We start from the raw sequence: 26,653 nt of genomic DNA, 5'->3' as shown, positions 1-26,653 counted from the left end.
CTGTTTCTTGCCCTTATAAAACCACAATGGTGATGACGCTCAGCACTAGCGACCCTATGATAACACCCCAGCCAAGTTTTTCGGCTGTCGGCACATCCAAGCCAATGGCGTTGTCCCAAATCAAATGCCGCAAACCGGCCAAGCTGTGGTACCACAGCGCCCAGATCGAGCCTAAAAGGATTAATTTTCCAAACCAGGAGGTTACAACTCCGTTGACCAGTTCAAAATAGGCCGGCGAAGTTGCCGCCGCTAATAACCACCATATCACCATGATAGTACCCAGCAATAAAGCATTTCCCGTGATCCGCGTTAAGATTGACGTGATCGAAGTCAGCTGCGGGCGATAAATAGATAAATGCGGTGACAAAGGGCGATTGCCCCGGTTTACATCAGCCATTAAAATTCCCTTACGATCTTTTAAAAGCGAAGCCTCCACAGCTATTCGCCGATACGATAGGATCCTTTTATCTTGATTTGAAAGTAATAACAGCCCCAGAAACAATATTCTTTTCTGACTCTTGGCGAAATGCGCGGTTGTGATCACAGAGTTTTTATTTGTGATCACATGTTTTCATATTGCCGGCTTAAATAGGTTTCAAATTCTGCGCAAAGCGTCACGGAACCGGCTTCTGGATCGTAAAACGCATTAGCCTCCTCGCATGTTTCTATCAACACTTCAAAATCAACAGGAAAGCCCAATTGCCCATTTAGAAAAGTGATTTCTTCCGCCAACACTTGGCCAATCAAGCTTTCAACAGGGCCCTCAAATATTATTTTTCCCTTCAGGGCGGCCATCTGATCCAACACCCCTCCCCAACTTACAATCGCCTGATCATATTCCTCAGGGCAGCTATCAGCGCGTTCTTCTGGCAACCCAAGATCGTCGGCAAAAAAGATCCGATCGGCTGGGTTGGCCCCATAGAACAAACAAATCAGATTATAAAATCGCTGCTCATCAAGCCCATGCACCCCCCAAAACGCCAATTCTTCCGCCTGTTCTGCATCTGCTAAAAAACCGAGCGCGGCATCATACGCAACATCTTGGGCTGATTCTTCATCATAAACTTGATCGATCATTAAAATGGATAAAACATCCGCCGCATCTTCTTCTTGGCCGAAAATCGGCACCGACATCTTATCGATAATTGCATGCCCCAACTCATGATAAAAAATGGATACAATGTTAGAAGACACATAGGCGTCGCGCGCGGCGATTTTCTCGGCGTTTGACTGGCCAAAAGCAGGGCGTAACCCGCCCACAAAAAGCACCAAAAAGGCCAATAATGTGATGCGCATCGCCTCTCCTCTGGTTATGAGGGTATCAAGGCCCAATAATCCAAATCAAGAAGAATATGGGGAAGGTAGCGTTGGTCTTCTCCGCGCAGCGGCCCCGGTCCCGCTTGGTTTTTTTGCGCCACCAACCGCAAGCGAATGGCACCGATACCCGGCACGCGGGTTTGCGCTATGTCAAGCACTTCAGACCAAGCCGAAACGGTATCGCCCGCAAAACAAGGGTTGGCATGCGCGCCGCTATTCAGGGCAACAATCATTTGCGCATTGGCTAGGCCATTAAACGATAATGCCCGCGCCAAAGAAATTACGTGCCCGCCATAAATCAGGCGGTTGCCATCGGCGCGGCTGGTTACATCAAAATGCACTTTGGCGGTGTTTTGCCACAGCCGCGTTGCCATCATATGTTCGGCTTCTTCGATGGTCATCGCGTCAACGTGATCAATCACTTCACCGCGCTTATACGCAGACAAACGATACGGCTCTCCGGCAAGATCAAACGCATAATTGGAAAAATCCAGCCCTTCTGGAACGCAGAGATCCGCCGGATCTACCGCCTCGGCCAATTCGGGCAGCACAGCCCTTGGCGCGGGCGAACTGGTCTGTCTTTTGCGCAGCATTGCCCAGCGCACATATTCAAGAACAATATCGCCATGCTGGTTCAGCCCGCGCGTGCGTAGATAGACGATGCCGGTTTTTCCATTTGTGTTTTCTTTCAACCCGATGACTTCAGACACCGCCTGCACGGTATCACCCGTAAAGATCGGGGCCAACCAACGCCCTTCTGCATAGCCCAAATTCGCCACTGCATTGAGTGAAATATCCGGTACGGTTTTGCCGAACACCATATGAAACGCAGCCCAATCGTCTAAAGGGGCCCGCGGCAACCCGCAATTTCGGGCAAATTCATCTGACGAATTCAATGCATGGCGCGCCGGATAAAGCGCATGATAGAGCGCGCGCTCTCCCTCGGTGAGGGTGCGCGGAACAGCGTGCGCGATTACCTCGCCAAATGAATAATCTTCAAAAAAGCGCCCAATATTCGATTTGCTCATTCATTGTTCTCCGAGCGCTCGATCAGGATCATAGGTGTTTAAGCTGTCTTTTATCACCGCCTGCGCGCAACGCATTTTTTGGCTGTCTGGGTCAAAAACATATTGTGCCTCGCCATAAAGCCGCCACCCTTTTGAAAGAGCCAACGTTACTTTATGACAAAAAGCAGATCCGTCTTCACCAGTCAGCAATCGGTATAATTGGGTCATGCACCCCGGGCTCCAAAGGGCGAGACGCCCAGCCATAAATGCAAACCTACCATCACGGCAAAGGTCACCACGGTCACCACTAAAAATTTCCAATCGCGCTTATCTTCGCCGGGCTCGGGCCGTTGCCACTCCTCTGCGCGGTTGATCTTAATCACCGTCCAGACAGCCCAACCCAACATGCCGCCAAATAGAATGATGGACGCCAAGTCACCATTTACCAGCAAATGCGCCGCGGCCCACATCTTCACTGAGGTCAACATTGGATGGCGCATCCGGCCACGCATCCGACCTTTGGTATGCGCCATCGCAAACACAGCCACGGCCACAACCATGATCAGGTTGTTGATATGAATTAAAAACTCAGGGGGTGACCAAATCTCGATAAAAGCCGCTTGCCGATAGCCGATAATCATCAACACCAATCCAAGCGCAATTCCAATTGCAACCGGAGCTTTTCCTTTTTCGCCCATTGCACTGCGCCGTTCGGGGGCAAGACGCTTAAAACCATGCGCAGCGAACCACAGCACAACACCCGCTATCAATAAAACCATTTTTTACTCCGTCTGCATTGCAGCAATTGCCTGCGCCATTGCCAAGGTTTTCCGCGCGGTTTCGATATGCAGATTCTCGATGATCGTTCCATCAAGCACTGCAACACCCTGTCCAGCGGCTTCTGCCTCCTCAAAAGCAGATATTTGGCGCTGTGCCAATTCAATTTCATTCGTAGAAGGCGCGAAACAGCGATTTGCAGTGCTTAACTGCGCCGGATGAATCAGCGTTTTGCCATCAAAGCCCAAAGAACGGCCCTGCCTGCATTGCGCGATCAACCCTTCTTCATCCTGAAACTGATTATACACTCCGTCCAACAGAGCCACATCATGCGCCCGCGCGGCAAGCACAAGCGATTGCAGCGCCATTTGCAAACTGTCTCGGGTCAGCGTGAGTTGGCACTTTAAGTCTTTTGCCAAATCATTCGTGCCGGCCACCAAGGCCTGCAGCAGTGGATGAGCCGCGATTTCGCCCGCGTTCAAAATGCCCAACGGGGTTTCCAGCATCGCCCAAAGCGGCCATTTTGCTCCAACCACATTCGCCAGCGCATCCAAATCACCTGCGCTATTTACTTTTGGCAGCAGCACAGCATCAACGTCAAGCCCATCCAAAGCCTGAAGATCAGCTTCGCCCCACGGTGTATTAAGAGCGTTTATTCTAACAATTTTCAAACGCGCGCCATAGCCGCCTTGCGCCAAAGCTGCGCGCAGGATCACGCGCGCCTCGGATTTCGACTCAGCGGATACGGCATCTTCAAGGTCAAAAATAATGCTATCAGTGGGCAGGTTTCGCGCTTTTTCCAAAGCCCGCGGCTTAGAGCCCGGTATGTAAAGCGCTGATCGAAGAGGGCGATGAGATAGGGTCATAAGAAGCTTCCGCAATAATATTACGAAATCAATGCGCATCTCTTGCCGAAAAGTTCAAGGCCAAAACGTTATTATGCAAGAATTGCCACAGCCCAGTCGCCATCGCGCATGATGCCAAAGCGTTCTGGGCGGCTTAAGCCAAAGACAGCCAGATAAGGCGCAAAGCGGAAACCGCCAAAGCAACATACATTAACACAAAAAATGCTTTTTCAGGTATTTTACGATGCGCCTGCAACCCCAGCCAAACACCGCAAAACGCAAAGGGCAAGAGCATCAGATCAAGCACGAGCGTATCGCGGCTCAGCAAGCCCAAACCCACGTAAAGGCCGCCTTTTAAAATATTGATCACCCAGAATACCAGAACAGTAGTGGCTTGATATTCTGTTTTGGACATGTTTTTCGACAGAAGATACACCGCGGCTGCCGGACCACCAGCATGGCTGACAAAGCTGGTAAACCCCGCGACGAAACCCGCAAGCCCCCCAACCCCACGTGAAAATGGGCCCATTCTTGACAAAACCGTCGATAGGCGTGAGGCGCAAAACCAGCTTAAAAACAAAAGGCTGATCAGGCCAATCAGAAATTGCAGCACCTGTTGATTGACCTGCGTGAAAAACAACGCCCCTAGCATAACCCCCGGAATGCCGCCAAGAATTAAGGTAAGGGCATCGCCGCGCGACCATTTCCACCAATAGGCGCGCAGATTCGACAGATCCATCACCATCAGCAACGGCAACATCACTCCGATGGCTTTTCCCGGATCCATCAATCCGGCCAAAATCACGACCCCTATGAAATCAACCTTAGAACCAAATCCACTTTTAGAAATGCCCGCAAACAAAACAGCGCCCCCCATCAGGGCAAACATCCAAGCCTCCATAAACAGCCATCTTTCTTATCAAATGGGCCCGCGCAAACCACTTTGCATACGAAAGAGCCTATGGTCTAAAAACGGACGGTTCAACCTATTGCGAGAGGCTTAGCGCAAACGCCAATTTGCGCTGCAATGCAGCACACTTGCTAATTTAATCAGAAAGCAGTAACCGGATGCGAAACAAAACCGAGACGGGAGAACTTCTATGGCACGACCCAAAATAGCACTGATCGGCGCCGGACAAATTGGTGGAACATTGGCGCATCTGGCCGCTATGAAAGAGCTGGGCGATGTTGTCTTATTTGATATTGCAGAGGGCATTCCAAATGGCAAAGCGCTCGATATCGCAGAATCCGGCCCTGCCGAAGGGTTTGACGCCAATGTGTCGGGCACGCAATCTTATGCCGATATCGCCGGCGCAGATGTGTGCATCGTTACCGCCGGCGTTGCCCGCAAGCCCGGAATGAGCCGCGACGATCTTTTGGGGATTAACCTGAAAGTGATGAAATCTGTTGGAGAAGGTATTCGCGATCACGCGCCTGATGCGTTCGTGATTTGCATCACCAACCCGCTCGATGCGATGGTCTGGGCGTTGCGGGAATTCTCTGGCCTGCCCCATCACAAAGTATGCGGCATGGCCGGCGTTTTGGATTCGGCTCGCTTCCGCCACTTCCTAAGCTTGGAATTTGAGGTTTCGATGCGTGACGTCACCGCCTTTGTGCTTGGCGGGCACGGGGATACGATGGTGCCTTTGGCGCGCTATTCCACCGTGGCCGGAATTCCGCTGCCAGACCTGGTTGAAATGGGCTGGACCTCGCAAGAGAAGCTGGATGCAATCATCCAGCGTACCCGTGATGGCGGAGCCGAGATTGTTGGTATGTTGAAAACCGGTTCTGCGTTCTACGCCCCCGCAACGTCGGCCATTGAAATGGCAGAAGCCTATCTGAAAGATCAAAAACGGCTTCTGCCCTGCGCCGCCAATTGCAATGGTGAATTTGGCCTTAAAAATATGTATGTCGGCGTGCCGACAATCATTGGCAAAAACGGCGTTGAGAAGATCGTGAACATTAAATTGACGAAAGACGAGCAGGCCATGTTCGATAAATCCGTCGAGGCCGTCAAAGGGCTTGTCGCCGCCTGTAAAAATATTGATGACAGCCTAGCCTAAAGACATCTGCGCCGGCGCGCTCCCGCGTGCCTGTCGGGGCTTCTTACCACGCTGAAAAAGTACGCATGCACGCATGCGTGCTTTTTTATTTTCAGCCGGGCAACCATCGTTTATCCCAGCAGGTGGGCCGCTGCGCGCAAGCTTGAAACCACCATATGCTGGGGCAACCCTAGCAAACTGCCGCTATATTTTATTTTGTGATCACACCCATAAAATCTGTGATCACAAAATACCTAAAAACGTAAAAATCTATAAAAATTTTTAAAAAAAGCTTATAACCGTCCGCTTGATGCGACTAAATGGCGCAAACTTTGGGTCATGTAGGAACACTCGATGAATATTCATGAATATCAAGCGAAAGCCTTGTTGCGCAGCTATGGCGCCCCGGTCTCGGAAGGGCGCTTTGTGCTCAAGGCAGACGATGCCAAAACCGCTGCGGGTGAACTGGATGGGCCCCTTTGGGTTGTAAAAGCGCAAATCCACGCCGGTGGCCGCGGCAAAGGCCATTTTACGGAAGCTGATGCGGGTGAAAAAGGCGGCGTTCGCATGGCCAAATCGGCCACCGAGGCAGCAGAAGAAGCCAAGAAAATGCTCGGCCGTACTTTGGTGACCCACCAAACCGGCCCCGCCGGCAAACAAGTCAACCGTATCTATATCGAAGACGGTTCGGGCATCGAGCGTGAGCTCTATCTGGCCCTATTGGTCGATCGTCAGACCAGTCGCGTGTCGTTCGTTTGCTCGACCGAGGGCGGCATGGACATTGAAGAGGTTGCGGCCGAAACGCCTGAAAAAATTCTGTCTTTTTCGGTTGATCCGGCGACCGGATATCAAGCCTATCATGGCCGCAGAATTGCGTTCATGCTGAACCTAGAGGGCAAACAGATCAAACAATGCGTGGCCTTAATGGGCACACTTTATCGCCTATTCATCGAAAAAGACGTTGAGATGTTGGAAATCAACCCTCTGATCGTGACCGATGGCGGCGATCTGAAATGTTTAGATGCAAAAATGGGGTTCGACGGCAATGCCGTCTACCGGCACCCTGATATCGCCGAACTCAGAGATACCACAGAGGAAGACCCCAAAGAACTCGAAGCTTCAAAATACGATCTTAACTACATTGCTTTAGACGGCGAAATTGGCTGCATGGTCAACGGCGCAGGCCTTGCGATGGCCACGATGGATATTATCAAACTTTATGGCGCCGAGCCAGCAAATTTCTTGGATGTTGGTGGCGGGGCCACCAAAGAAAAAGTCACCGAGGCCTTTAAAATCATTACCTCAGATCCAAATGTCAAAGGCATTTTAGTCAACATTTTTGGGGGTATTATGCGCTGTGATGTGATCGCCGAAGGGGTTGTGGCCGCGGTAAAGGAAGTTGGGTTGGCAGTACCTCTGGTAGTGCGACTGGAAGGCACCAATGTCGAACAAGGCAAAAAGATCATCAACACATCGGGATTGGACGTGATCGCGGCCGATAATCTAAAAGACGGTGCCGAAAAAATCGTAACGGCGGTCAAGGGGTAAGACATGGCAATTCTCATAAACGAAAACACCAAAGTGATCTGTCAAGGGTTTACCGGCTCGCAAGGCACTTTTCATTCCGAGCAAGCCATCGCCTATGGCACTAAAATGGTTGGTGGCGTTACGCCCGGAAAAGGCGGCCAAGTGCATCTTGATTTGCCTGTGTTCAACTCGGTGCATGAGGCCAAAGCCGTTACTCAAGCAAATGCCTCGGTGATTTATGTCCCACCCCCCTTTGCTGCGGATAGTATTTTAGAGGCACTCGATGCCGAAATTGAACTGATCGTCTGTATCACAGAAGGCATCCCTGTGTTGGATATGATGCAAGTAAAGCGGGCTTTAGAGACCAGTAATTCCGTGTTGATCGGGCCAAATTGTCCCGGTGTAATCACGCCTGATGCTTGTAAGATTGGCATCATGCCCGGGCATATCCACCGCCGTGGATCCGTCGGGGTTGTGTCGCGCTCGGGTACTTTAACCTACGAAGCGGTCAAGCAAACATCAGATGTTGGCTTGGGTCAATCCACCTGCGTGGGCATCGGTGGGGATCCAATCAAAGGCACCGAGCATATCGATGCGCTTGAGTGGTTCTTGGCGGATGAGGAAACGCAGTCAATTATTATGATCGGTGAAATTGGTGGCAGCGCTGAAGAAGAAGCGGCGCAGTTTTTAAGAGATGAGGCCAAACGCGGGCGCAGCAAGCCCGTGGCCGGCTTTATCGCCGGACGCACAGCCCCTCCGGGCCGTCGCATGGGTCATGCCGGTGCCATTGTTGCCGGTGGCAAAGGTGGTGCGGAAGATAAAATCGAAGCTATGCAAGCTGCGGGCATCGTGGTTGCAGAGAGCCCAGCCGGATTGGGTGAAGCGGTTCTTAAAGCCATCGGGTAACCCTTAATGCGCTATATCAGCAAAAATATCAGGGCTAAATTGCGGGATCTAACCCCGCGAAATAAACAGGGCAAAGCGCCTTATTCACAAAGCTTGGCGCAGCAATGTTTGGCGCAAGCCCATTCCAAAATACTTTTGCTGAGCGCCCCTTACTTTGAACATCTTAAGAGGATCTAACATGACCGATCAGTCTGCGAATGAACAGTTCCACGCCTCTTCCTTCATGCAGGGGCACAACGCGGCGTATCTTGAGCAGCTTTACGCGCAATATGCCCGTGACCCCAATACGGTTGATGGCGCCTGGCAAGCCTTTTTCCAAGCGTTGGGGGATTCGGATTTAGACGTCAAAGCAGACGCCTCTGGCCCGTCTTGGGCCCGCAAAGATTGGCCCCCTCAACCGACTGATGATCTAACCGCCGCGCTCACTGGTGAATGGATGCCGCCGCCGCAAGAGGCCGCAGCCGCCAAGGAAAAAATCCTTGGAAAGGCCAAAGAGCTCAACAGTACAATCAGCCAAGAGGCTGTGAAACGTGCGGTTTTAGACAGTATCCGCGCCTTAATGATTATTCGAGCCCACCGCATCCGTGGGCATTTATCGGCAGATCTGGATCCTTTGAAACTTCAAGCCACCGGGCAGCACCTTGAGTTACAGCCAAAATCTTATGGCTTTGAAGAGGCCGATATGGATCGGCCAATCTTTATTGATAATGTGCTCGGCTTGCAATTTGCCAGCATGCGCCAAATCATCGATATTCTGAAACGCACCTATTGCAGCACGTTTGCTTTGCAATACATGCATATTTCGGACCCCGAGCAATCTTCATGGCTTAAAGAACGTATCGAGGGGCGCGATAAAGAGATCACATTCACCCGTGAGGGGCGTAAAGCCATCTTGAATAAGATGGTTGAAGCCGAAGGGTTTGAAAAATTTCTGCACGTGAAATACACCGGCACCAAACGCTTTGGCTTGGATGGCGGGGAAAGCCTGATCCCCGCGCTAGAGCAAATCATCAAGCGCGGTGGTGCGCTTGGGGTGCGCGACATTGTGATCGGTATGCCGCATCGCGGCCGCCTTTCTGTATTGGCAAATGTGATGCAAAAACCGTACCGGGCGATTTTCAACGAATTTCAGGGCGGCTCGTTCAAGCCAGAAGATGTAGACGGCTCTGGCGATGTGAAATATCATCTCGGCGCATCCTCTGACCGTGATTTTGACGGCAATAACGTGCATCTATCGCTAACCGCAAACCCCAGCCATTTAGAGGCTGTTAACCCGGTTGTAATTGGCAAAGTGCGCGCCAAACAAGATCAAATCGGCGATGCGGATCGCACGCAGGTTTTGCCCTTATTGCTGCATGGCGATGCGGCCTTTGCCGGCCAAGGGGTTGTGGCGGAATGTTTTGGGCTATCTGGATTGGTGGGCCATCGCACGGGCGGAACAATCCATGTTGTTGTCAATAACCAGATTGGGTTTACCACAGCACCTCATTTTAGCCGCTCATCGCCCTATCCGACCGATATCGCCTTAATGGTAGAAGCTCCTATATTCCACGTGAATGGTGACGATCCAGAAGCCGTTGTGCATGCGGCAAAAGTGGCTACGGAATTCCGCCAAAAATTCCAAAAAGACGTGGTGATCGACATCTTCTGCTATCGCCGATTTGGGCATAATGAGGGGGATGAACCAATGTTCACAAACCCTTTAATGTATAATCAAATCAAGCGACAAAAAACCACGCTTTCGCTTTACACCGAACGGTTGGTCAAGGATGGGCTAATACCCGAAGGCGAAGTTGAAGATATGAAAGCTGCCTTCCAAGCCAAAATGAGCGAAGAGTTTGAGGCGGGAAAAGAATATAAACCCAATAAAGCCGATTGGCTGGATGGCCGCTGGTCGCATTTGGATCGCCGCGGAGAAGAATATCAGCGCGGAGAAACATCAATTTCGACCCAAACGCTGGCAGATATTGGCACTGCATTGAGCCGCGCACCAGATGGGTTTCCGCTGCATAAAACCGTCGCCCGGATGCTTGAAACCAAAAAGAAAATGTTCGCCGCCGGCGAAGGCTTCGATTGGGCCACCGGCGAAGCCTTGGCCTTTGGATCTCTATTATGCGAAGGCTTTCCGGTGCGTTTGTCCGGCCAAGACTGTACCCGGGGCACATTTAGCCAACGCCATTCTGGCTTGATCAATCAAGATACCGAAGAGCGCTTTTACCCGCTCAATCATATTCGCACCGGACAAAAGCGGTATGATGTGATCGATTCGATGCTGTCCGAATATGCCGTTCTAGGGTTTGAATATGGCTATTCGCTGGCCGAGCCCAACGCCCTTACGCTTTGGGAAGCCCAATTTGGCGATTTTGCAAATGGCGCGCAAATCATGTTTGATCAATTCATCAGCTCTGGTGAAAGCAAATGGTTGCGTATGTCCGGTCTGGTGGTGTTGCTGCCCCATGGATTCGAGGGTCAAGGGCCAGAACATAGCTCTGCGCGGCTCGAACGGTTTTTGCAAATGTGCGGGCAAGATAATTGGATCATCGCCAATTGCACCACGCCCGCCAATTACTTTCATATTTTGCGCCGCCAATTGCACCGGAACTTTCGCAAACCATTAATTCTGATGACGCCAAAATCATTGCTGCGGCATAAATTAGCCGTCTCAAAGGCCGAAGAATTCACCACTGGCTCATCCTTTCATCGGGTACTTTGGGATGATGCGGAAGCCAGCAGCTCGGCGCATAAGCTTAAACCAGATGCCAAAATCAAACGCGTCGTGATGTGTTCGGGCAAAGTTTATTATGATCTTTTGGAAGAGCGAAATGCCCGCGGTCTCGATGATATTTACTTGATGCGCTTTGAACAGTTCTATCCGTTTCCGGCCATCTCAGCAATGAAGGAACTTCAGCGCTTTGAGAATGCCGAAATGATTTGGTGTCAGGAGGAACCTAAGAACCAGGGTGGTTGGAGCTTCATGGAGCCCAATTTGGAATGGGTGCTCGAACGCATGAAAGCAAAACATAACCGTCTTCGCTATGTGGGCCGCTCGGCCAGCGCTTCACCGGCCACCGGTTTAGCCGCACAGCATAAATTCCAACAAGCCGCGCTTATCGATGAAGCGCTGACGATCGAAGGGAAATAACCAATGACAACGGAAATTCGTGTCCCGACTTTGGGCGAATCTGTCACAGAAGCGACGGTGGCCACCTGGTTTAAAAAACCAGGCGATGTTGTGGCTTTAGACGAAATGCTATGCGAGTTGGAAACCGATAAAGTCACCGTCGAAGTGCCGAGCCCGGCCGCAGGCGTTCTTAGCGAAATCGTTGCGGCAGAAGGCACAACGGTCGGCGTTGATGCTTTGCTGGCCAATATTGCCAGCGGCGCAGGCCGTAGCGAGGCTTCGGATACTGCCAAGAGCCCAGCCCCTAAAGCGCCGTCAAACGCGGCAGCAGATTCATCAGATATTGAGGTTGCCGTTCCAACTTTGGGGGAAAGCGTGACCGAAGCCACCGTGGCCAGTTGGTTCAAAGCGCCAGGTGATAACGTAAAAAGCGATGAAATCCTTTGCGAGCTGGAAACCGATAAGGTCAGCGTGGAAGTTCCATCGCCAAGCGCAGGGGTTTTGAAAAAAATTATCGCCGCGGAAGGCAGCACAGTGGATGCAACCGCCATTTTGGCCGTGATCAGCCAGGCAGAGGGGGAAGGCAACACGTCTGCAGCGCAGCCCGTTCCAGAGGCCACCCCAAGCACGGCTAAAGCCAGCTCGGTGGAAGATGCGCCGGCTGCAAAAAAAGCTATGGCCGAAGCGGGTCTTAAGCCCAGCACGGTGCAAGGCACCGGCCGCGATGGGCGGGTAATGAAAGAAGATGTAACCCGGGCTGTCGCCGCCGCCGCGCACACGCCAGCCGCAACCGCTCAAACACCAGCCGCGCCGCGCGCCCCCGTTATGGCCAGCGATGCAGCGCGTGAAGAGCGGGTTAAAATGACGCGCTTGCGTCAAACCATTGCACGGCGCCTAAAAGACAGCCAGAATTCGGCCGCCATGCTGACAACGTATAACGAAGTCGATATGAGCGCCGTGATGGATCTTAGATCAGAATATAAAGATCTGTTTTTAAAGAAGCATGGTGTCAAACTTGGCTTCATGTCTTTCTTCACCAAAGCCTGCTGCCACGCTTTGCAAGAGGTTCCCGAAGTCAATGCCGAAATAGATGGCACCGATATAGTTTATAAGAACTTTGTGCATATGGGCATCGCGGCTGGCACGCCAACCGGCTTGGTTGTGCCCGTGATTCGGGATGTTGATGCGATGAGCTTTGCCGCCATCGAGCAAGCGATCAGCGAAAAAGGGCAGCGCGCCCGCGACGGCAAGCTTAGCATGGAAGAAATGCAAGGCGGCACTTTCACGATTTCAAATGGTGGAGTTTATGGTTCATTAATGTCCTCACCTATTTTGAACCCCCCGCAATCGGGAATCCTGGGCATGCATAAAATTCAAGACCGCCCCATCGCCGTGAATGGCCAAGTGGTGATCCGGCCAATGATGTATCTGGCCCTCAGCTATGACCACCGGATCGTGGATGGTAAAGGCGCCGTAACCTTCTTAGTCCGCGTGAAGGAGGCGCTTGAAGATCCCCGGCGCTTGCTGATGGATCTTTAGGGTGAAACTCAAAACTACTGACGGCTTAGGCGGGAAATACCCCCCGCGCTGCGAAAGGAAATAACAATGGCGAGCTATGATGTAATTGTGATTGGCAGCGGGCCCGGAGGCTATGTTGCGGCGATCAGATGCGCTCAACTGGGACTGAAAACAGCCTGTGTTGAAGGGCGGGAAACCTTGGGCGGCACCTGCCTCAATGTGGGCTGTATTCCTTCCAAAGCACTGCTGCATGCGTCACATATGCTTCATGAAGCCGAACATAATTTTGCAAAAATGGGCCTGAATGCCAAATCGCCAACGGTAGATTGGTCGCAGATGCAAACGTATAAAACCGACACGATTGAGGGCAACACCAAGGGTATTGAATTTCTTTTCAAGAAGAACAAAATCGATTGGCTGAAAGGCTGGGGCAGCATTCCCGAGGCCGGTGTGGTCAAAGTCGGCGATGAAAGTCATCAGGCGAAAGATATTATTATTGCCAGCGGTTCCACGCCCTCTAGCCTGCCCGGCATAGAGATCGACGAAAAAACCGTGGTCAGCTCAACCGGGGCCTTAAGCTTGGCCAAGATCCCGAAAAAACTTGTGGTGATCGGTGCGGGCGTGATTGGCTTAGAGCTTGGATCTGTTTACGCGCGGCTGGGCAGTGATGTGACCGTGGTAGAGTTTTTAAACGCGATCACACCGGGAATGGACGCAGAGGTTCAAAAAACCTTCCAGCGCATTCTGAAAAAGCAGGGCTTGAAATTTATCATGGGCGCAGCTGTAAGCGGCGTTGAAAAGCTTAAAACCAAAGCCAAAGTCAATTATACGTTGCGCAAAGATGACAGCGCGCACCAGATAGACGCAGATACTGTCTTGGTGGCAACGGGGCGAAAGCCGTTTACGGATGGGTTGGGCTTGGCCGATCTTGGCATAGAGGTCAGCGAGCGCGGTCAGATCAAAACCGATTCACATTGGCAAACCAATATTTCCGGCATCTATGCAATTGGCGATGCGATTGATGGGCCAATGCTGGCGCACAAAGCCGAGGATGAGGGTATGGCCGCGGCCGAAGTGATCGCAGGCAAGCATGGGCATGTGAATTATGATGTGATCCCAGGCGTGATCTATACGCATCCGGAAGTTGCCAATGTGGGCCAAACCGAGGCACAGCTGAAAGAGCAGGGCCGCGCTTATAAAGTTGGAAAATTCAACTTTATGGGCAATGGCCGGGCCAAGGCGAATTTTGCTGGAGATGGCTTTGTCAAACTATTGGCCGATGCGCAAACCGATCGCATCTTGGGCGCGCATATAATAGGGCCCTCAGCCGGAGATTTGATTCATGAAATCTGCGTTGCAATGGAATTTGGCGCGTCCGCCGAAGATTTGGCGTTAACCTGCCACGCCCATCCCACGTATTCAGAAGCGGTACGCGAGGCCGCTTTGGCTTGCGGCGATGGCGCCATTCACGCCTAAAGCCAGTTTTTCGCGTCAGCCTGAGTCTGCCGAACCTCTGCCAACGATCCGTTGGCCAAATAAACACACATGGCAAAAGAAAAAGGTGATCTAACTTTTAAGATCACCTTTTTTAATTGAGATGCTGTAACGCCGTCGCTGAACGCATCCGCGCAGACCAGGATCCTATACCCCCCACCCATAGCGCCCATAGCGCGGACATTCTATCCGCTTGGCGCTGTTAGGTTGGTTCGGGTGCCATATCTCCATCTGCTGAAGGCTTGGCTTTCGGCTTGGTTTTGGGAATAGCGGTGATGGAGGCTGGTTTTTCGCCCCCTGCCGCATTGCCCGCATCGTCATCGGCTTCCGGGGGATCGCCGCGCATCACGTTTTTGATTTGGTCGCCCGTCAATGTTTCATATTCAAGCAGACCCTGCGCCAAGCGTTCCCACTCATCCTTGCGCTCAATCAAGATTGCATGGGCTTGCTCATACGCGGTTGCGATAAACTGCTTCACTTCATCTTCGATCATCTCTTTGGTATTGGCCGAAACGGACAGACCCGCCGTATTGCCCGAATACCCTTCATGCGCTTCAGAATAATCGATATTGCCCACCTTATCAGACATGCCCCAGCGCAGCACCATGGCCCGCGCCAGACCCGAGGCTTGCTGAATATCACCCGCTGGCCCGTTTGACACATTCTCGGGGCCATATTTGATAATCTCAGCGGCTTTGCCGGCCATCGTCATTGCCATTTTTTCTTCACATTCAGATTTATGCCAGTTCAACCGATCAATCTCTGGCAAGGATACAACCATCCCCAATGCTCCACCGCGTGGAATAATGGTTGCCTTATAAACAGGATCGCATTGCGGCAGGGCCATTCCCACAACCGCATGGCCAGCTTCATGATAAGCCGTTTTTTCCTTTTGATCGGCGGTCAGAACCATGCTGCGCCGCTCGGCCCCCATCATCACTTTATCTTTGGCATTTTCGAAATCCACCATCGCGACTGTGGATCGGCCAATCCGCGCGGCCATCAAAGCAGCTTCATTGACCAGATTGGCCAAATCAGCCCCTGAAAACCCGGGCGTGCCGCGGGCAATTAACCTAAGATCTACATCCGGACCAAGGGGAGTTTTGCGCGCATGTACGTTTAAAATTTTCTCACGTCCCTTGATGTCAGGGTTTGGAACCGTCACTTGGCGATCAAATCGGCCCGGACGCAGCAACGCAGGATCAAGCACATCGCGCCGGTTGGTCGCCGCCAGAATGATCACACCATCATTGGCTTCAAACCCATCCATTTCAACCAATAATTGGTTCAACGTTTGCTCGCGCTCATCATTGCCGCCGCCATATCCCGCGCCGCGGTTTCGCCCAACAGCGTCAATTTCATCGATAAACACGATGCAAGGCGCATTTTTCTTGGCTTGCTCAAACATATCGCGCACACGGCTTGCCCCGACGCCAACGAACATTTCCACAAAATCAGATCCCGAGATCGTAAAGAACGGCACGCCCGCTTCACCCGCAATAGCGCGTGCTAACAAGGTTTTACCCGTACCCGGAGGGCCCACGAGCAAAGCGCCTTTCGGGATCTTACCTCCCAAGCGGCTAAACTTTTGCGGGTTTCTTAGAAATTCAACAATTTCTTCCAGCTCTTCTTTGGCTTCATCGATACCGGCCACATCGTCAAACGTGATGCGGCCCTGCTTCTCTGTCAGCATTTTGGCACGCGATTTCCCAAACCCCATTGCACCGCCTTTGCCACCGCCTTGCATGCGGTTCATGAAGAAAATCCAAACCCCAATAAGCAACAAAAACGGAAACAGTGTCACCAAAAACGATTGCAGCCCGGATTGCTGCTGCTGCTCGGCGCGGATCGCGACTTTATTCGCGATCAATAAATCCGTAACATTCGCATCATCTGGCCGGATCGTGATATATTCAGAGTTATCAGAACCGATGAAACGCACTTTTTCGCCATCCAGCGTGGCGGCAGTGACATTGCCGCTTTCCACCGATTGGACAAAATCGGAATAGCTCATCTCGCGGCTTTGCATCGCGCCACTGCCAGAGTTAAAGACGTTGAATAAAACAACGATCAACAGAAACAAAACGACCCAGAAGGCTATGTTGCGGTTATTGCCCAAGGAACTTCTCCAAAAAAATTACCCCCGTGTGTAACACGGCACTGTATTGAGTTAAATAGCCATCAAACGCGCAGGTTCAATAGGGCCGAAGCGATTCAATGAAATCTCTAGGCCATATTTGGGCCTGCAGGCCAGAATGCGGGCGCAAAGCGGGTGCGCATAAAAATCCTGTTTGATCAAAAATAGCGGGCTGCGCCACCAACGCTTTAAACGGCAGGTCAATATCAAGATGCGGGCGTAGTTTGGCAGCCTCAGTAGGTCCAAGAGCTGCCACCCAAAGCTTGGCAGATGGCGAGGCCTGCGACATTGTGAGGCGCCAACGCTTATCCCATAATGTCTTGGGCCGCAGCGCCACCGGCTTGGGCGCAATCGCCTGCGCTTCCCGCGTGATGTAAAGACAGTTTTTCCACAAAAACATCATACACCCATGAAGCGTCTGAGCTTTGCCCAAAAGCAGCAAGTCCAATGCCTGATCACGCGCCGCCTGCCGCGGCGGATATGGGTTCGCAGACACCCAGCACAAAGCTTTTGAAAACAGACGCTTTTGCAACAAAGACGGCAGGCCGCAAAAGGCAGATAAGCGCAATCGCAGATCCCCGCTATATTCTTCGGTTAACATCTCTGCCACCTGATGAACTTGCGCATCAAATTGCATTTTTGATTTCGCCATTTTGGCGGCGATATTGGATAAATCTTGGGCGGTGATGCCCTGGCGCGCCAATTCAGGAAGATGCTGGCGCATTCGCACGCGTTCGTATTTTCTGTCAGAGTTTGACGGATCCTCAACCCAATCCACAGCTTGATCGTTTAAAAATGCGCGCAACTTAACGCCCGAGCTTTTCAATAAAGGCCGCAAAAGCCAAAAATCACCCTGCTCGGAAAAAACCCGCCGCTTTTGTGGTATTCCGGCCAAACCATCAACACCCGCTGGGCGGCGCAAACGCATCAAGACGGTTTCAGCCTGATCCTCAAGCGTGTGCGCCATGAGCACGACATCGGCGCCATCGCGCATTTCATCGATCAAACGATAGCGCGCCAACCTGGCTTTTTTCTGCAAATTCCCCCCGTCTACGCGCTCATTCCATCGCCCAGTCCGATGCGACACGCCCAGTTTTTCAGCTTGCCGCGCCACGAAAATTGCCTCATCCGCGCTGCCCGCACGCAAATCATGATCGATGGTGATCACGCTGCAACGCACGCCTTGGCTGTGACACCACTCCGCCGCAAGCACCATCAGCGCCATACTATCGCCCCCTCCAGAAACAGCGAGCGCAATATGGCTAGGTTTGTGGGATCCTAATAATGTAACTAGCGCAGATGAAAATTCACTTTTCAACGCGCTGCTATCGCTCAAAAGCACTGCAACCTTTGCATTTCACTTTGCGCAGCTGCCGCGTAGGAGGTACCCGGAAACAACAGCTCAACTTGCGATAACATTTGACATCCAGTCTCCATTTGCCCCAAGCTGATCAAAGAATTAGACAGCCTTTGCAGCGCATCTGGAGATTTGAGCGTGTTGTAACTTTCTAAATAAGCACGCGCGCTGGCTTTATAATCTTCTACCGCTTCAAAGGCCTTGCCGCGCAGCAAATGGGCCTCTGCGATCAACGGGCTATCGGGATAGGTCTGGCTGAAACGGTTGAGCATTTCGGCAGCTTCAATATAGTTTTCCGCGTCAAATGCGCTTTGTGCAAGATCAAAATCTGCCTCTTCTCCGACAGCCAATTCAGGGGAGGCTTCGATAGGCACGGTTTGTTCCTGAAGCTCTGCATCACCGCCCAAGGTGGTGGTGTCGGCCAAGTTTGAAATATCGCCGCCTTCAAGTTCAATCAGGCGAAACTCAAGATCACCGATCCTATTGGTTCCGTCTTCAACCACACGCTTCAGCCGATAATCTAACTGTTCCGTTGCCCCGGTCAATCGCTGCAATTCCAATTCTATCGCATTCACCCGCTCTAAAACACTATCGTCCGACTGCAAACCGCTGGGCAGTTGCGTGGTCGATAATTCGCGCTTTAACTTTTGGATCTCAATATAAAGCACGCCAAGATCTTGGCGGATATCCGCCAAAGACTGGTCTTTTTCTTGGGCAAATACCGCCCCAGAGCACAGTAAAAAGGCCCATAACACAACACGAAGCAAGGGCCCAGCCATCGGTTTATGACCCCAGATTATCTAACAAGGTGACCGCGCGCCGGTTTACAGAATAGCAGCTTTCTCTGCTGCAAAGCTCAATCGGGCGCTCTTTGCCAAAACTCACCGTCTGAATGCGCGATCCAGCTACGCCGCGCGCCGAAAGATATTCACGCACAGCATTGGCGCGGCGCGCACCCAGTGCAAGGTTATACGCGCGAGTGCCTTGCTCGTCTGCATGCCCCTCAACCAGAATAGAGTAATCACCATTTTCCAACAGCCAATCCGCCTGCCCATCCAAAACAACGCGCCCTGCCTCGGTCAAACTTGATTGATCAATCTCAAAAACCACCCGATCCCCAATTGCAGATTGGAAATAGGCAGGCGAAGTTGGATCCCCAATCGCGCCAGCAGGATCCGTGCCAAAGCTTGATCCGCTGCCAAACCCTCCTGTTCCGGTTTCAGAACAGGCGGCGAGGAAAAGAATTCCCGTTAAAATAAACCAACGTGCGCATCGTCTCATCACATTTGCCCCTCGCTTTTTTATGTGCCTAGCATATCCGGAAAACATTTAAAATCATTGATCAACGATATGTCACAACGGTTTTGGTATTTCACCCACCCAAGGGAGACCACGCAGGATCAGACGCGCCATCCGGCGTACGAACAGGCTTTAGATTTCGCCCCGAAACATCCACAGAGTAAAGGCTGGAAGCCCCATTTGCACCTTGGGTTTCACGGGCGAACATGATCACCCGGCCATTTGGCGACCAACTCGGCCCTTCATCCAAAAACGACGCGGTTAACAAGCGTTCTTGTGATCCATCAACGCGCATAACCCCGATGTGAAAGCGCCCCTTACTTTGCTTTGTAAAGGCAATCATATCACCCCTTGGCGACCATACTGGCGTTCCATACCGGCCATTTCCAAAGCTGACACGCTTGGCGCTGCCGCCGCGCGCGGGCATTACATAAAGCTGCGGATCCCCCGAGCGATCGCTTTCAAACACGACCTGCGTGCCATCTGGTGAGAAGCTGGGCGCGGTTTCAATCGCGGGCGAGTTGGTGAGACGTCGTTGCTTTCCCGAGGACAGGCTCATGATATAAATATCTGTATTTCCGCCCTTTTCTAACGAATATACGACCGAGTTGCCATCGGGAGAAAAGCGCGGCGCAAAGCTCATTGTACCATTCGAGTTTTGCAAAACGCGGCGGCGCGCCGAGCCAACATCCATCAGGTAAATACGCGGAAACCCGCTTTCATAGCTGGTATATAAAAGCTTATCTCCGCTGGGGGAGAAGCGCGGCGCAAGCACCAGCGCAGAGCTATCCGTCAAATACTGCACATTTTCGCCATCATAATCCATGACGGCCAAACGTTTCTTACGTGACCCCTTGCGCCCAGTTTCAGACACAAACACCACGCGGCTGTCAAAATAGCCGGTTTCACCCGTGATCCGGCTATATACAACATCCGCCACTTTATGCGCGATCCGGCGCCAGCCATCGGCGCGCCCCGTAAATTGCAGCCCCTGCCCCATTTCCTGGCCAGCAAACACATCATAAACGCGAAATTTGACCGTTATTTGACCACCGGCTTCCGCCGTTACCGCGCCCGCAATCAACGCTTGCGCATTGATCGCCGCCCAATCGGAGAATTGCACCGGGGACGAAAAACTGGTTATTTTTGAAATATGCGCGCGGCTTGGGATAGCGCGAAACAACCCGCTGCTGGTAAGGTCCTGCACCACCAACTCGGCCAACTGGCTGGCATAGTCCGCCCCACCTGCATTCTCAGCGATAAAGGCGGGCGCCGCGAAGGCCAAAGGCTCAACAACCCCTTCGGTTATTTCCAAACGCAACGGCGCCGCAGCGCCAAGCGTTGCAAAAAAGGCAAGCTGAATGAGCAAAACCAACCGAAATAGGAGCGTGCCTTTGCCAAAATAGCGCATCATCTTCATCTCATTTTCTCGGGGTTAAACGTCATTTCGATCTCCCGCCAGTGTTCATATTTTTCTGTTGGTAAATTGTAGCCGCCTTTCTGGCAACGTAAAACCGCTCTGCGCGCCGCTTGAAAGGCTGTTTTTGCCGCCGAGTCAGCGCCGCCTTGGCTTGAGATCAGACGCAAGCTGCCCGGTTTCACCTTGCCCTCTGGTGTCATTTGCATGCCCAAAACAACCGTGACATTGGCTGCAGGGCTTCCAATATCAACAACCCAACATTTTTGCACGGCCACACGCAATGTATCTTCTTCAGTTTGGGTCAAAGGCGGCCCTGTAGGCGCGGTTTCGCCAATTGCATCAGCCAGCGCAGCGGCCACGGCTGCCTCTGTCTCGGCCCTGCGCGTTGGCTCTGACGTGGGATCGACGTCGGGCTTTGGCTCGGGCAGCGGCGCTGGTTCGGGCAGCGGTTCTGGTTCTGGAGCGGGCACCTCAGGCTGAGGCGGCGCGGCAGGCCGCTTCGGCGGTCGAGCAGATTGCTGGGGCGCAAAAGATGGCATTTCTTCTGCTTCTGTTACAATTTCCTGACTGGCGGCCTCTGGCGCGCTGGCCTCTTCTTTAGGCGGCGCAACCGGCGCGCTCAAATCATCTGGAATTGCCGCTTCCTGCCGCAGATCATCGAGGTTTACCTCTGGTGGCGGTGGAGCCACCTCTTCCAGCGCCACGCGCTGCGCAGGGCGCAGAACAGGGCGGTCGCTCATCTGGCTGGCCTGCGGCATATCCTCCGAAACAAGGGGGGCAAATTGCGGGCTAGTATCCAGAATATCAGGCGTGGGCATTTTCAAAGCTTCAGGCGTTTTCGGCGCTGTTGCGGGAAGCTCGGGGCTTTCGTTTTGCATGGGCGCACGCATCGTTTCCACGGCTTGCTCAGGATCAGGCGCAGCAGGGCTGTCTTCTGCCTGCGCCGCAAGCGGATCCAAATCATCCAGAACTTGCGCGGCTGTCGGCGCCGTATCCGACAACACTAAATCTGCAAATTCTTGCGGCGTGATCAAGGCCACATTCGACACTTCAAAAGGCACTGACTGAGGTTTGAAAATACCCCCAAGCAGCACCCAGCTGAGCACTCCAATATGCAGCGTGGCAGAGAGATAATTACCAATATGCATCGTCGGCGGCTCAGCCGTCCGGGTCGGCCAAGGCTGGCCCCCCGACATCGGTAACCAAACCAATATTTGAGAAGCCACCCGCGTTTAGCGCGCCCATAACCTGCACCACCGCTTCATAAGAAATCGCACCATCTGCGCGTAAATACACCCGATCACTGCTCCGCTCCGAGGCAATCGCCCGCAATTTTGGGATCAAGGCCTCCACCGCTGTGGGGGTTTCTTGGATCAGAATTTCACCCGATGCGGTTAAGGTCACAGTGAGGGGTTCTTCTTTCTCACTGGGCAGCGCATTGGCGGCTGTTTTGGGCAGCTCAACGGGTACGCCCACGGTCAGCATCGGCGCCGCTACCATAAAAATAATCAGTAAAACCAGCATAACATCCACAAAAGGCGTGACGTTAATTTCGGCCATCGGCACCCGACGGCGACGGTTGCCCCGCCGACGCTGAGAGGTTTTTTGGCCGATGCTTGCCCCCATCTTTAGCTGTCCAACTGGCGGCTAAGGATGGTCGAAAACTCATCCGCAAAGCTTTCATAGCCAGAGATAATCCGCTCGCTATCAGCGCTTAATTTATTATAAAAAATAACTGCCGGAATCGCGGCCAAAAGGCCAAGGCCCGTGGCCAGAAGCGCTTCGGCAATGCCGGGTGCAACAACCGCCAGATTGGTGTTTTGTTGCTCGGCTATTTCGATAAAAGCGTTCATTATGCCCCAGACTGTGCCGAAAAGCCCAATGAAAGGCGCCGTTGATCCAACCGTCGCCAAAATCGCCAAGCCCGCTTGTAAACTGTCGGCTTCTTTGCCAACGGCCACATCCATAGACCGGTCAATCCGCGCTTGCGCGCCAGCAATCAGCGCCCCATCAGAGCGATGCGAGCGTTGCCATTCCATCATCCCAGCCGCGAATATCTTTTGCGAGCGGCCTTTGGGTTCAGGCCCCAGCTTTTCAAAAAGCCCGTCCAAAGGCTCGCCTGACCAAAACGCACGATCAAAGCGTTTGGCTTCGCCGCGCGCCAAACGGAAAACCCAAAGCCGTTGAAAAATCACCGACCAAGACCAAAACGAGGCCGCGATTAACATTAAAATAACTGCTTTTACGGTGAACGTTGCCCGCGCAAACAGGGCCCAAAATGAGAAATCAATCTCTTGCGCCAGTGCCAGCGTTTCTGCTTCCATGTTCCTGCTCTTCAAAAATTGGTCGATTTACGACTTATTATCATGGCTTTTAACCTATTGCCGCTTCAAAACCAAGCCGTAACAACAGCGTTTACAAATCTGTGACCTTCACAAATGAATTGAGGCGAAATTCCGCCGGCAAGCGCGTAGGCTTGCCCGCCGCATTCAGCGCAACCAAAATCACCTGCGCTTGAAATAACAGATCCAAATCGCGATACACGTTTTGTTGCAGATATAACCGCGCCGATGTCAGCTTGGTCATTTCTGTTGTGATTTGAAGCGGCTCATCGAAATGCGCCGGTTGCAGATAATCAGCCGTAATTTTGCGCACCGCAAACACCAATCCCTGCGCAGTTCTCAACCTGTTTTGATCAATCCCCAAGCTGCGCACCCAATCGCTGCGCGCGCGTTCAATATATTTCAGGTAATTCGCGTAATAAACGATCCCTGCCATATCCGTATCTTCATAATACACTCTTAGCGAAAACTGATGCATAAGCGCCCCCTTATTGAACCGACATTTGTGACAGCCGCGCGAACACGCGCAGCGCATGCGATTTATCTTCAGCCAGTTCGGGTAAAGTTGGATCATAAGAGGCACGGATCAGATTGCCAATTTCAGGCCGCAGCACCGCCCGGCCATCGGGTAAAATGGCCAGCGGTGATTGGCTCAGAAACGCGTGATCTGACCAAAGCAGAATAGATTGCACAACCTGCGTCAGACACAGCGTTTCAGCGGGCAATTCGCTGAGAACGGCATCCATACGCAAAAACACGAAACAGGCTTTGATCCCACCGCTCTTTTCAAACCGAAACAACCGGTATTGATTGGCCTCTGCAGCAGCCAGTTGCGCCACCATTGATGATAAATTTGGCACCAATTTATCAAGATTTGGCACCTCCAAAAGCTCTTCCCAGTCTGAAAAGAAGAAAAACATCAAATTGGAACCCAGCTCAGGGTCGGTTTCGCTGACCTCTATCCCTGCCAGCGCCGCGACCGCCTGCACAGCGCCTTTCACCACCGGCAAAGTTGCATCATCAACGCCAAAAACGATTGGCGCCATCGGGCGTGCCCAGCGGGCGAATTTATACCCGCCCTCGCTGCGGGTAAAATAGGCCTCTACCTCCTCCGCGTTCATCCTGCATCCTTTCTGTCGCCTTCTGCCCCCTTTTGCGATAACAAGCTTTGCGCCGATAGCAAAGTCTTCTGATCTGGCGATATCGGCCTCAAACGCCAGCGCAGAGGGCTAAATCAAAAGATCACCTTGTGATTTTGGCGGGGTTAAACCCAAATGCGCCCAGCCACTCTGTGCCAACATTCTGCCCCGCGGCGTGCGCTGAACAAGACCACGCTGCATCAAATAAGGCTCGATCACTTCCTCCAAAGCATCGCGGCTTTCCGAAAGCGCCGCGCTCAGGGTTTCTATGCCCACCGGCCCGCCCGCATAATGTTCGGCCATCAGCATCAAGTAGCGCCGATCCGCGCCATCAAGGCCCATATTATCCACGCCAAGGCGATGCAGCGCATGATCGGCAAGGTCGCGCGTGACGGTGCCATCCCCCTCAACCAAGGCGAAATCAACAACCCGGCGCAACAACCGCCCCGCAATCCGCGGCGTTCCGCGGGCCCGGCGCGCAATTTCACGCGCTCCGGCCTCATCTGCAGGGGCGCCCAATTTGCGCGCGTTACGGCTGACAATCAGAAATAATTCATCCTCGCTGTAGAACTCAAGCCGGGTCGGAATGCCAAAACGGTCCCGCAACGGCGTTGTCAGCAATCCCAGCCGTGTGGTCGCCCCGACCAGGGTAAAGGGCTGTAATTCAATCCGAACGGTGCGCGCGGCGGGGCCCTCTCCGATCACCAAATCTAGTTCAAAATCCTCTAAGGCCGGATAAAGAACTTCCTCAACAACCGGATTTAGGCGGTGGATTTCATCAATAAACAGAACATCGCGGGCTTCAAGATTCGTAAGAATGGCTGCCAAATCACCAGGTTTTGCCAAAACAGGGCCCGAGGTCATGCGAAAATTTACCCCCAACTCGCGGCTCATAATTTGGGCGAGCGTGGTCTTTCCCAACCCGGGCGGGCCATAAAACAGCGTGTGATCCATGGCTTCGCCGCGTTGGCGCGCCGATTGGATAAAGACTTTTAGGTTCGAACGGGCTTCAGCTTGCCCGATAAACTCATCCAATCCCTGCGGACGCAACGCCCGGTCATTATCCTCTGGTTGCGCGTCGGGGGTTAAAATAGGGTCGCGATCTTCCATGCCCTATCCTTTCGGCGCCAAAAGCTGCAAAGCGGCTCGTATGATTGCAGCGCTATCCCCCTCGGGCAGCGTTCCCAACGCCTGCATAACCGCGCTGGCCGCGTCACCGGGCGCGTATCCCAGATTTGTCAATGCAGACAGCGCATCTGCCTGAACGCTGGGATCTGGTTGCTTTGCTTGCCCGGCAGAAGCTGGCGCCGTTACACTTGCCTCAATCACCTCTGCCTCATCGGTCAGCGGGGGCGAAACAGATGCAGGCGCGCTGTTTTGCGCAGCCATCGCCATAACGCTGGGCGCTTTATCTTTTAGTTCAATCACCACGCGTTGTGCCGTTTTTGGCCCGATCCCTTTAGCGGCTTTCACTGCATTCCAATCGCCTAAAGCAATGGCGCGGCTGACACCATCCGCGCCCAATGCCCCCAAAATGGCCAGCGACGCCTTGGCGCCAACCCCCTGAACCGACATTAGCAACCGGTGCCATTCTTTTTCGACTAGACTGGAAAAACCAAACAGCTGTAACAGATCTTCGCGCACCAGCAGATCTGTATAAAGGGCAACCGCCTCACCCGGCCCAGGCAAGCTCATCATCGTTCGCTCAGAGCAATACACCAAATATCCGATACCTTTGACATCCAGCAAAATATGATCCTCAGCACGATAATCTATGCGACCTGATAATTTACCGATCATACCGCCACCTTGGCCAAAGCCTGTTCAAGTTTTCCCGATGCGCGGGCGTGATGTGCATGGCACAGCGCGATCGCCAAGGCATCCGCAGCATCCGCATTCTTGATCTGCACACCTGGCAGCTGCAACCGCACCATGTGATCAATCTGCGCCTTATCTGCATGGCCAACGCCCACGACCGTTTTTTTCACTTTATTGGGGGCATATTCCGCCACGCTTAGGCCCGCTTGCGCTGGAACCAGCAGAGCGACTGCGCGCGCTTGACCCAATTTTAGCGTTGCAACCGCATCTTTATTAACAAAAGTCTGCTCAACAGCGGCAGTGCTCGGCTCCCACGCCAGCATCACCGCCTGCAGCTGCTCGTAGAGCGAAAGCAACCTTAGCGCCAAATCATCGCCTTTTGAGTGACATACCCCATTGGCCACATGCGAAATCTTGCTGCCGGCCACGTCGATGATGCCCCAGCCCATATTGCGCAACCCCGGATCGACTCCTAAAACCCGCATCTTAACTGCCCTGTTATTATTCAATAAGCGTTAGCACGAAACGTGAACATATGCCAATCGGAAAGTGACAGATCCTTCAAAACAACAAAAAAAAGGCACCCG

The 26,653-nt window shown here is 52.7% G+C and carries 26 protein-coding genes; 6 read left to right on the top strand and 20 right to left on the bottom strand.

The window, feature by feature from the left end; all coding sequences use genetic code 11:
- Nucleotides 1-13 precede the first annotated feature (13 nt).
- The 7 genes from sdhC to UM181_10460 all read right to left on the bottom strand — a co-directional run bounded on the left by sdhC (nucleotide 14) and on the right by UM181_10460 (nucleotide 4,835).
- Entirely contained in the window at nucleotides 14-397 is a 384-nt protein-coding gene (sdhC, locus tag UM181_10490; protein WQC61761.1) for a succinate dehydrogenase, cytochrome b556 subunit, read from the bottom strand.
- A gap of 164 nt (nucleotides 398-561) precedes the next feature.
- Nucleotides 562-1,296: a DUF4344 domain-containing metallopeptidase gene (locus UM181_10485; protein WQC61760.1), complete on the bottom strand. Its 735-nt coding sequence runs from the start codon at nucleotides 1,294-1,296 to the stop codon at nucleotides 562-564.
- A gap of 14 nt (nucleotides 1,297-1,310) precedes the next feature.
- Nucleotides 1,311-2,345 carry a MaoC family dehydratase gene (locus tag UM181_10480; GenBank protein ID WQC61759.1) on the bottom strand — a complete coding sequence of 345 codons (1,035 nt, stop codon included), beginning with the start codon at nucleotides 2,343-2,345 and terminating at the stop codon, nucleotides 1,311-1,313.
- Nucleotides 2,346-2,552, bottom strand: coding sequence for a DUF1737 domain-containing protein (locus UM181_10475; GenBank protein WQC61758.1), 207 nt, complete (start codon nucleotides 2,550-2,552; stop codon nucleotides 2,346-2,348).
- Complete coding sequence (locus UM181_10470; GenBank protein ID WQC61757.1) at nucleotides 2,549-3,103, bottom strand: NnrU family protein; 555 nt, start codon at nucleotides 3,101-3,103, stop codon at nucleotides 2,549-2,551. Before UM181_10470 ends, UM181_10475 begins: the two co-directional genes overlap by 4 nt.
- Before the next feature lie 3 nt (nucleotides 3,104-3,106).
- Nucleotides 3,107-3,967, bottom strand: a complete 861-nt coding sequence (locus UM181_10465) for a CoA ester lyase (protein ID WQC61756.1) — start codon at nucleotides 3,965-3,967, stop codon at nucleotides 3,107-3,109.
- 133 nt (nucleotides 3,968-4,100) lie between these two features.
- Nucleotides 4,101-4,835 (bottom strand): sulfite exporter TauE/SafE family protein, encoded by a 735-nt coding sequence (locus tag UM181_10460; GenBank protein ID WQC61755.1) that lies wholly within the window; start codon nucleotides 4,833-4,835, stop codon nucleotides 4,101-4,103.
- A 211-nt stretch (nucleotides 4,836-5,046) separates the two neighbouring features.
- Here UM181_10460 and mdh point away from each other — a divergent pair, with 211 nt between their 5' ends.
- From mdh to lpdA, 6 genes are all read left to right on the top strand, one after another.
- Entirely contained in the window at nucleotides 5,047-6,009 is a 963-nt protein-coding gene (gene mdh / locus UM181_10455; GenBank protein ID WQC61754.1) for a malate dehydrogenase, read from the top strand.
- 333 nt (nucleotides 6,010-6,342) lie between these two features.
- Nucleotides 6,343-7,536 (top strand): ADP-forming succinate--CoA ligase subunit beta, encoded by a 1,194-nt coding sequence (gene sucC, locus UM181_10450; GenBank protein WQC61753.1) that lies wholly within the window; start codon nucleotides 6,343-6,345, stop codon nucleotides 7,534-7,536.
- Nucleotides 7,537-7,539: 3 nt separating this feature from the next.
- Nucleotides 7,540-8,421, top strand: a complete 882-nt coding sequence (gene sucD, locus UM181_10445) for a succinate--CoA ligase subunit alpha (GenBank protein WQC61752.1) — start codon at nucleotides 7,540-7,542, stop codon at nucleotides 8,419-8,421.
- 178 nt (nucleotides 8,422-8,599) lie between these two features.
- Nucleotides 8,600-11,563 carry a 2-oxoglutarate dehydrogenase E1 component gene (locus tag UM181_10440; GenBank protein WQC61751.1) on the top strand — a complete coding sequence of 988 codons (2,964 nt, stop codon included), beginning with the start codon at nucleotides 8,600-8,602 and terminating at the stop codon, nucleotides 11,561-11,563.
- A gap of 3 nt (nucleotides 11,564-11,566) precedes the next feature.
- A complete protein-coding gene (gene odhB / locus UM181_10435; GenBank protein ID WQC61750.1) occupies nucleotides 11,567-13,081 on the top strand; it encodes a 2-oxoglutarate dehydrogenase complex dihydrolipoyllysine-residue succinyltransferase in 1,515 nt (504 codons plus the stop codon).
- A gap of 66 nt (nucleotides 13,082-13,147) precedes the next feature.
- Entirely contained in the window at nucleotides 13,148-14,536 is a 1,389-nt protein-coding gene (gene lpdA, locus UM181_10430) for a dihydrolipoyl dehydrogenase (protein WQC61749.1), read from the top strand.
- Between the two features lie 220 nt (nucleotides 14,537-14,756).
- Here lpdA and ftsH read toward each other — a convergent pair whose 3' ends face one another.
- The 13 genes from ftsH to ruvC all read right to left on the bottom strand — a co-directional run bounded on the left by ftsH (nucleotide 14,757) and on the right by ruvC (nucleotide 26,551).
- Nucleotides 14,757-16,673, bottom strand: a complete 1,917-nt coding sequence (gene ftsH / locus UM181_10425) for an ATP-dependent zinc metalloprotease FtsH (protein WQC61748.1) — start codon at nucleotides 16,671-16,673, stop codon at nucleotides 14,757-14,759.
- A 76-nt stretch (nucleotides 16,674-16,749) separates the two neighbouring features.
- Nucleotides 16,750-18,033: a tRNA lysidine(34) synthetase TilS gene (gene tilS, locus UM181_10420; GenBank protein ID WQC61747.1), complete on the bottom strand. Its 1,284-nt coding sequence runs from the start codon at nucleotides 18,031-18,033 to the stop codon at nucleotides 16,750-16,752.
- Nucleotides 18,024-18,827, bottom strand: a complete 804-nt coding sequence (locus tag UM181_10415) for a tetratricopeptide repeat protein (GenBank protein WQC61746.1) — start codon at nucleotides 18,825-18,827, stop codon at nucleotides 18,024-18,026. Before UM181_10415 ends, tilS begins: the two co-directional genes overlap by 10 nt.
- 4 nt (nucleotides 18,828-18,831) lie before the next feature.
- Nucleotides 18,832-19,329: a peptidoglycan-associated lipoprotein Pal gene (gene pal, locus UM181_10410; protein WQC61745.1), complete on the bottom strand. Its 498-nt coding sequence runs from the start codon at nucleotides 19,327-19,329 to the stop codon at nucleotides 18,832-18,834.
- Nucleotides 19,330-19,420: 91 nt separating this feature from the next.
- Nucleotides 19,421-20,761, bottom strand: coding sequence for a Tol-Pal system beta propeller repeat protein TolB (gene tolB, locus UM181_10405; GenBank protein ID WQC61744.1), 1,341 nt, complete (start codon nucleotides 20,759-20,761; stop codon nucleotides 19,421-19,423).
- Between the two features lie 2 nt (nucleotides 20,762-20,763).
- Entirely contained in the window at nucleotides 20,764-21,915 is a 1,152-nt protein-coding gene (locus tag UM181_10400) for a hypothetical protein (protein ID WQC61743.1), read from the bottom strand.
- Nucleotides 21,916-21,925: 10 nt separating this feature from the next.
- A complete protein-coding gene (gene tolR / locus UM181_10395; GenBank protein ID WQC61742.1) occupies nucleotides 21,926-22,393 on the bottom strand; it encodes a protein TolR in 468 nt (155 codons plus the stop codon).
- A gap of 2 nt (nucleotides 22,394-22,395) precedes the next feature.
- On the bottom strand, nucleotides 22,396-23,091 hold the full coding sequence (gene tolQ, locus UM181_10390; protein ID WQC61741.1) for a protein TolQ: 696 nt from the start codon (nucleotides 23,089-23,091) through the stop codon (nucleotides 22,396-22,398).
- A gap of 91 nt (nucleotides 23,092-23,182) precedes the next feature.
- Nucleotides 23,183-23,587 carry a tol-pal system-associated acyl-CoA thioesterase gene (gene ybgC / locus UM181_10385; GenBank protein WQC61740.1) on the bottom strand — a complete coding sequence of 135 codons (405 nt, stop codon included), beginning with the start codon at nucleotides 23,585-23,587 and terminating at the stop codon, nucleotides 23,183-23,185.
- 10 nt (nucleotides 23,588-23,597) lie between these two features.
- Entirely contained in the window at nucleotides 23,598-24,230 is a 633-nt protein-coding gene (locus UM181_10380; GenBank protein ID WQC61739.1) for a hypothetical protein, read from the bottom strand.
- A 108-nt stretch (nucleotides 24,231-24,338) separates the two neighbouring features.
- Nucleotides 24,339-25,358, bottom strand: a complete 1,020-nt coding sequence (ruvB, locus tag UM181_10375) for a Holliday junction branch migration DNA helicase RuvB (GenBank protein WQC61738.1) — start codon at nucleotides 25,356-25,358, stop codon at nucleotides 24,339-24,341.
- A 3-nt stretch (nucleotides 25,359-25,361) separates the two neighbouring features.
- The gene (ruvA, locus tag UM181_10370) at nucleotides 25,362-26,048 is read right to left on the bottom strand and encodes a Holliday junction branch migration protein RuvA (GenBank protein ID WQC61737.1); all 687 of its coding nucleotides are present in this window, start codon (nucleotides 26,046-26,048) and stop codon (nucleotides 25,362-25,364) included.
- Entirely contained in the window at nucleotides 26,045-26,551 is a 507-nt protein-coding gene (gene ruvC, locus UM181_10365) for a crossover junction endodeoxyribonuclease RuvC (GenBank protein ID WQC61736.1), read from the bottom strand. Before ruvC ends, ruvA begins: the two co-directional genes overlap by 4 nt.
- Between the last annotated feature and the right edge of the window lie 102 nt (nucleotides 26,552-26,653).

Source organism: Alphaproteobacteria bacterium US3C007, from assembly GCA_034423775.1.
Taxonomy (GTDB): domain Bacteria; phylum Pseudomonadota; class Alphaproteobacteria; order Rhodobacterales; family Rhodobacteraceae; genus Thalassovivens; species Thalassovivens spotae.
Note: the sequence above shows the minus strand (reverse complement) of the source record. Positions and strands in the feature narration are given on the sequence as shown.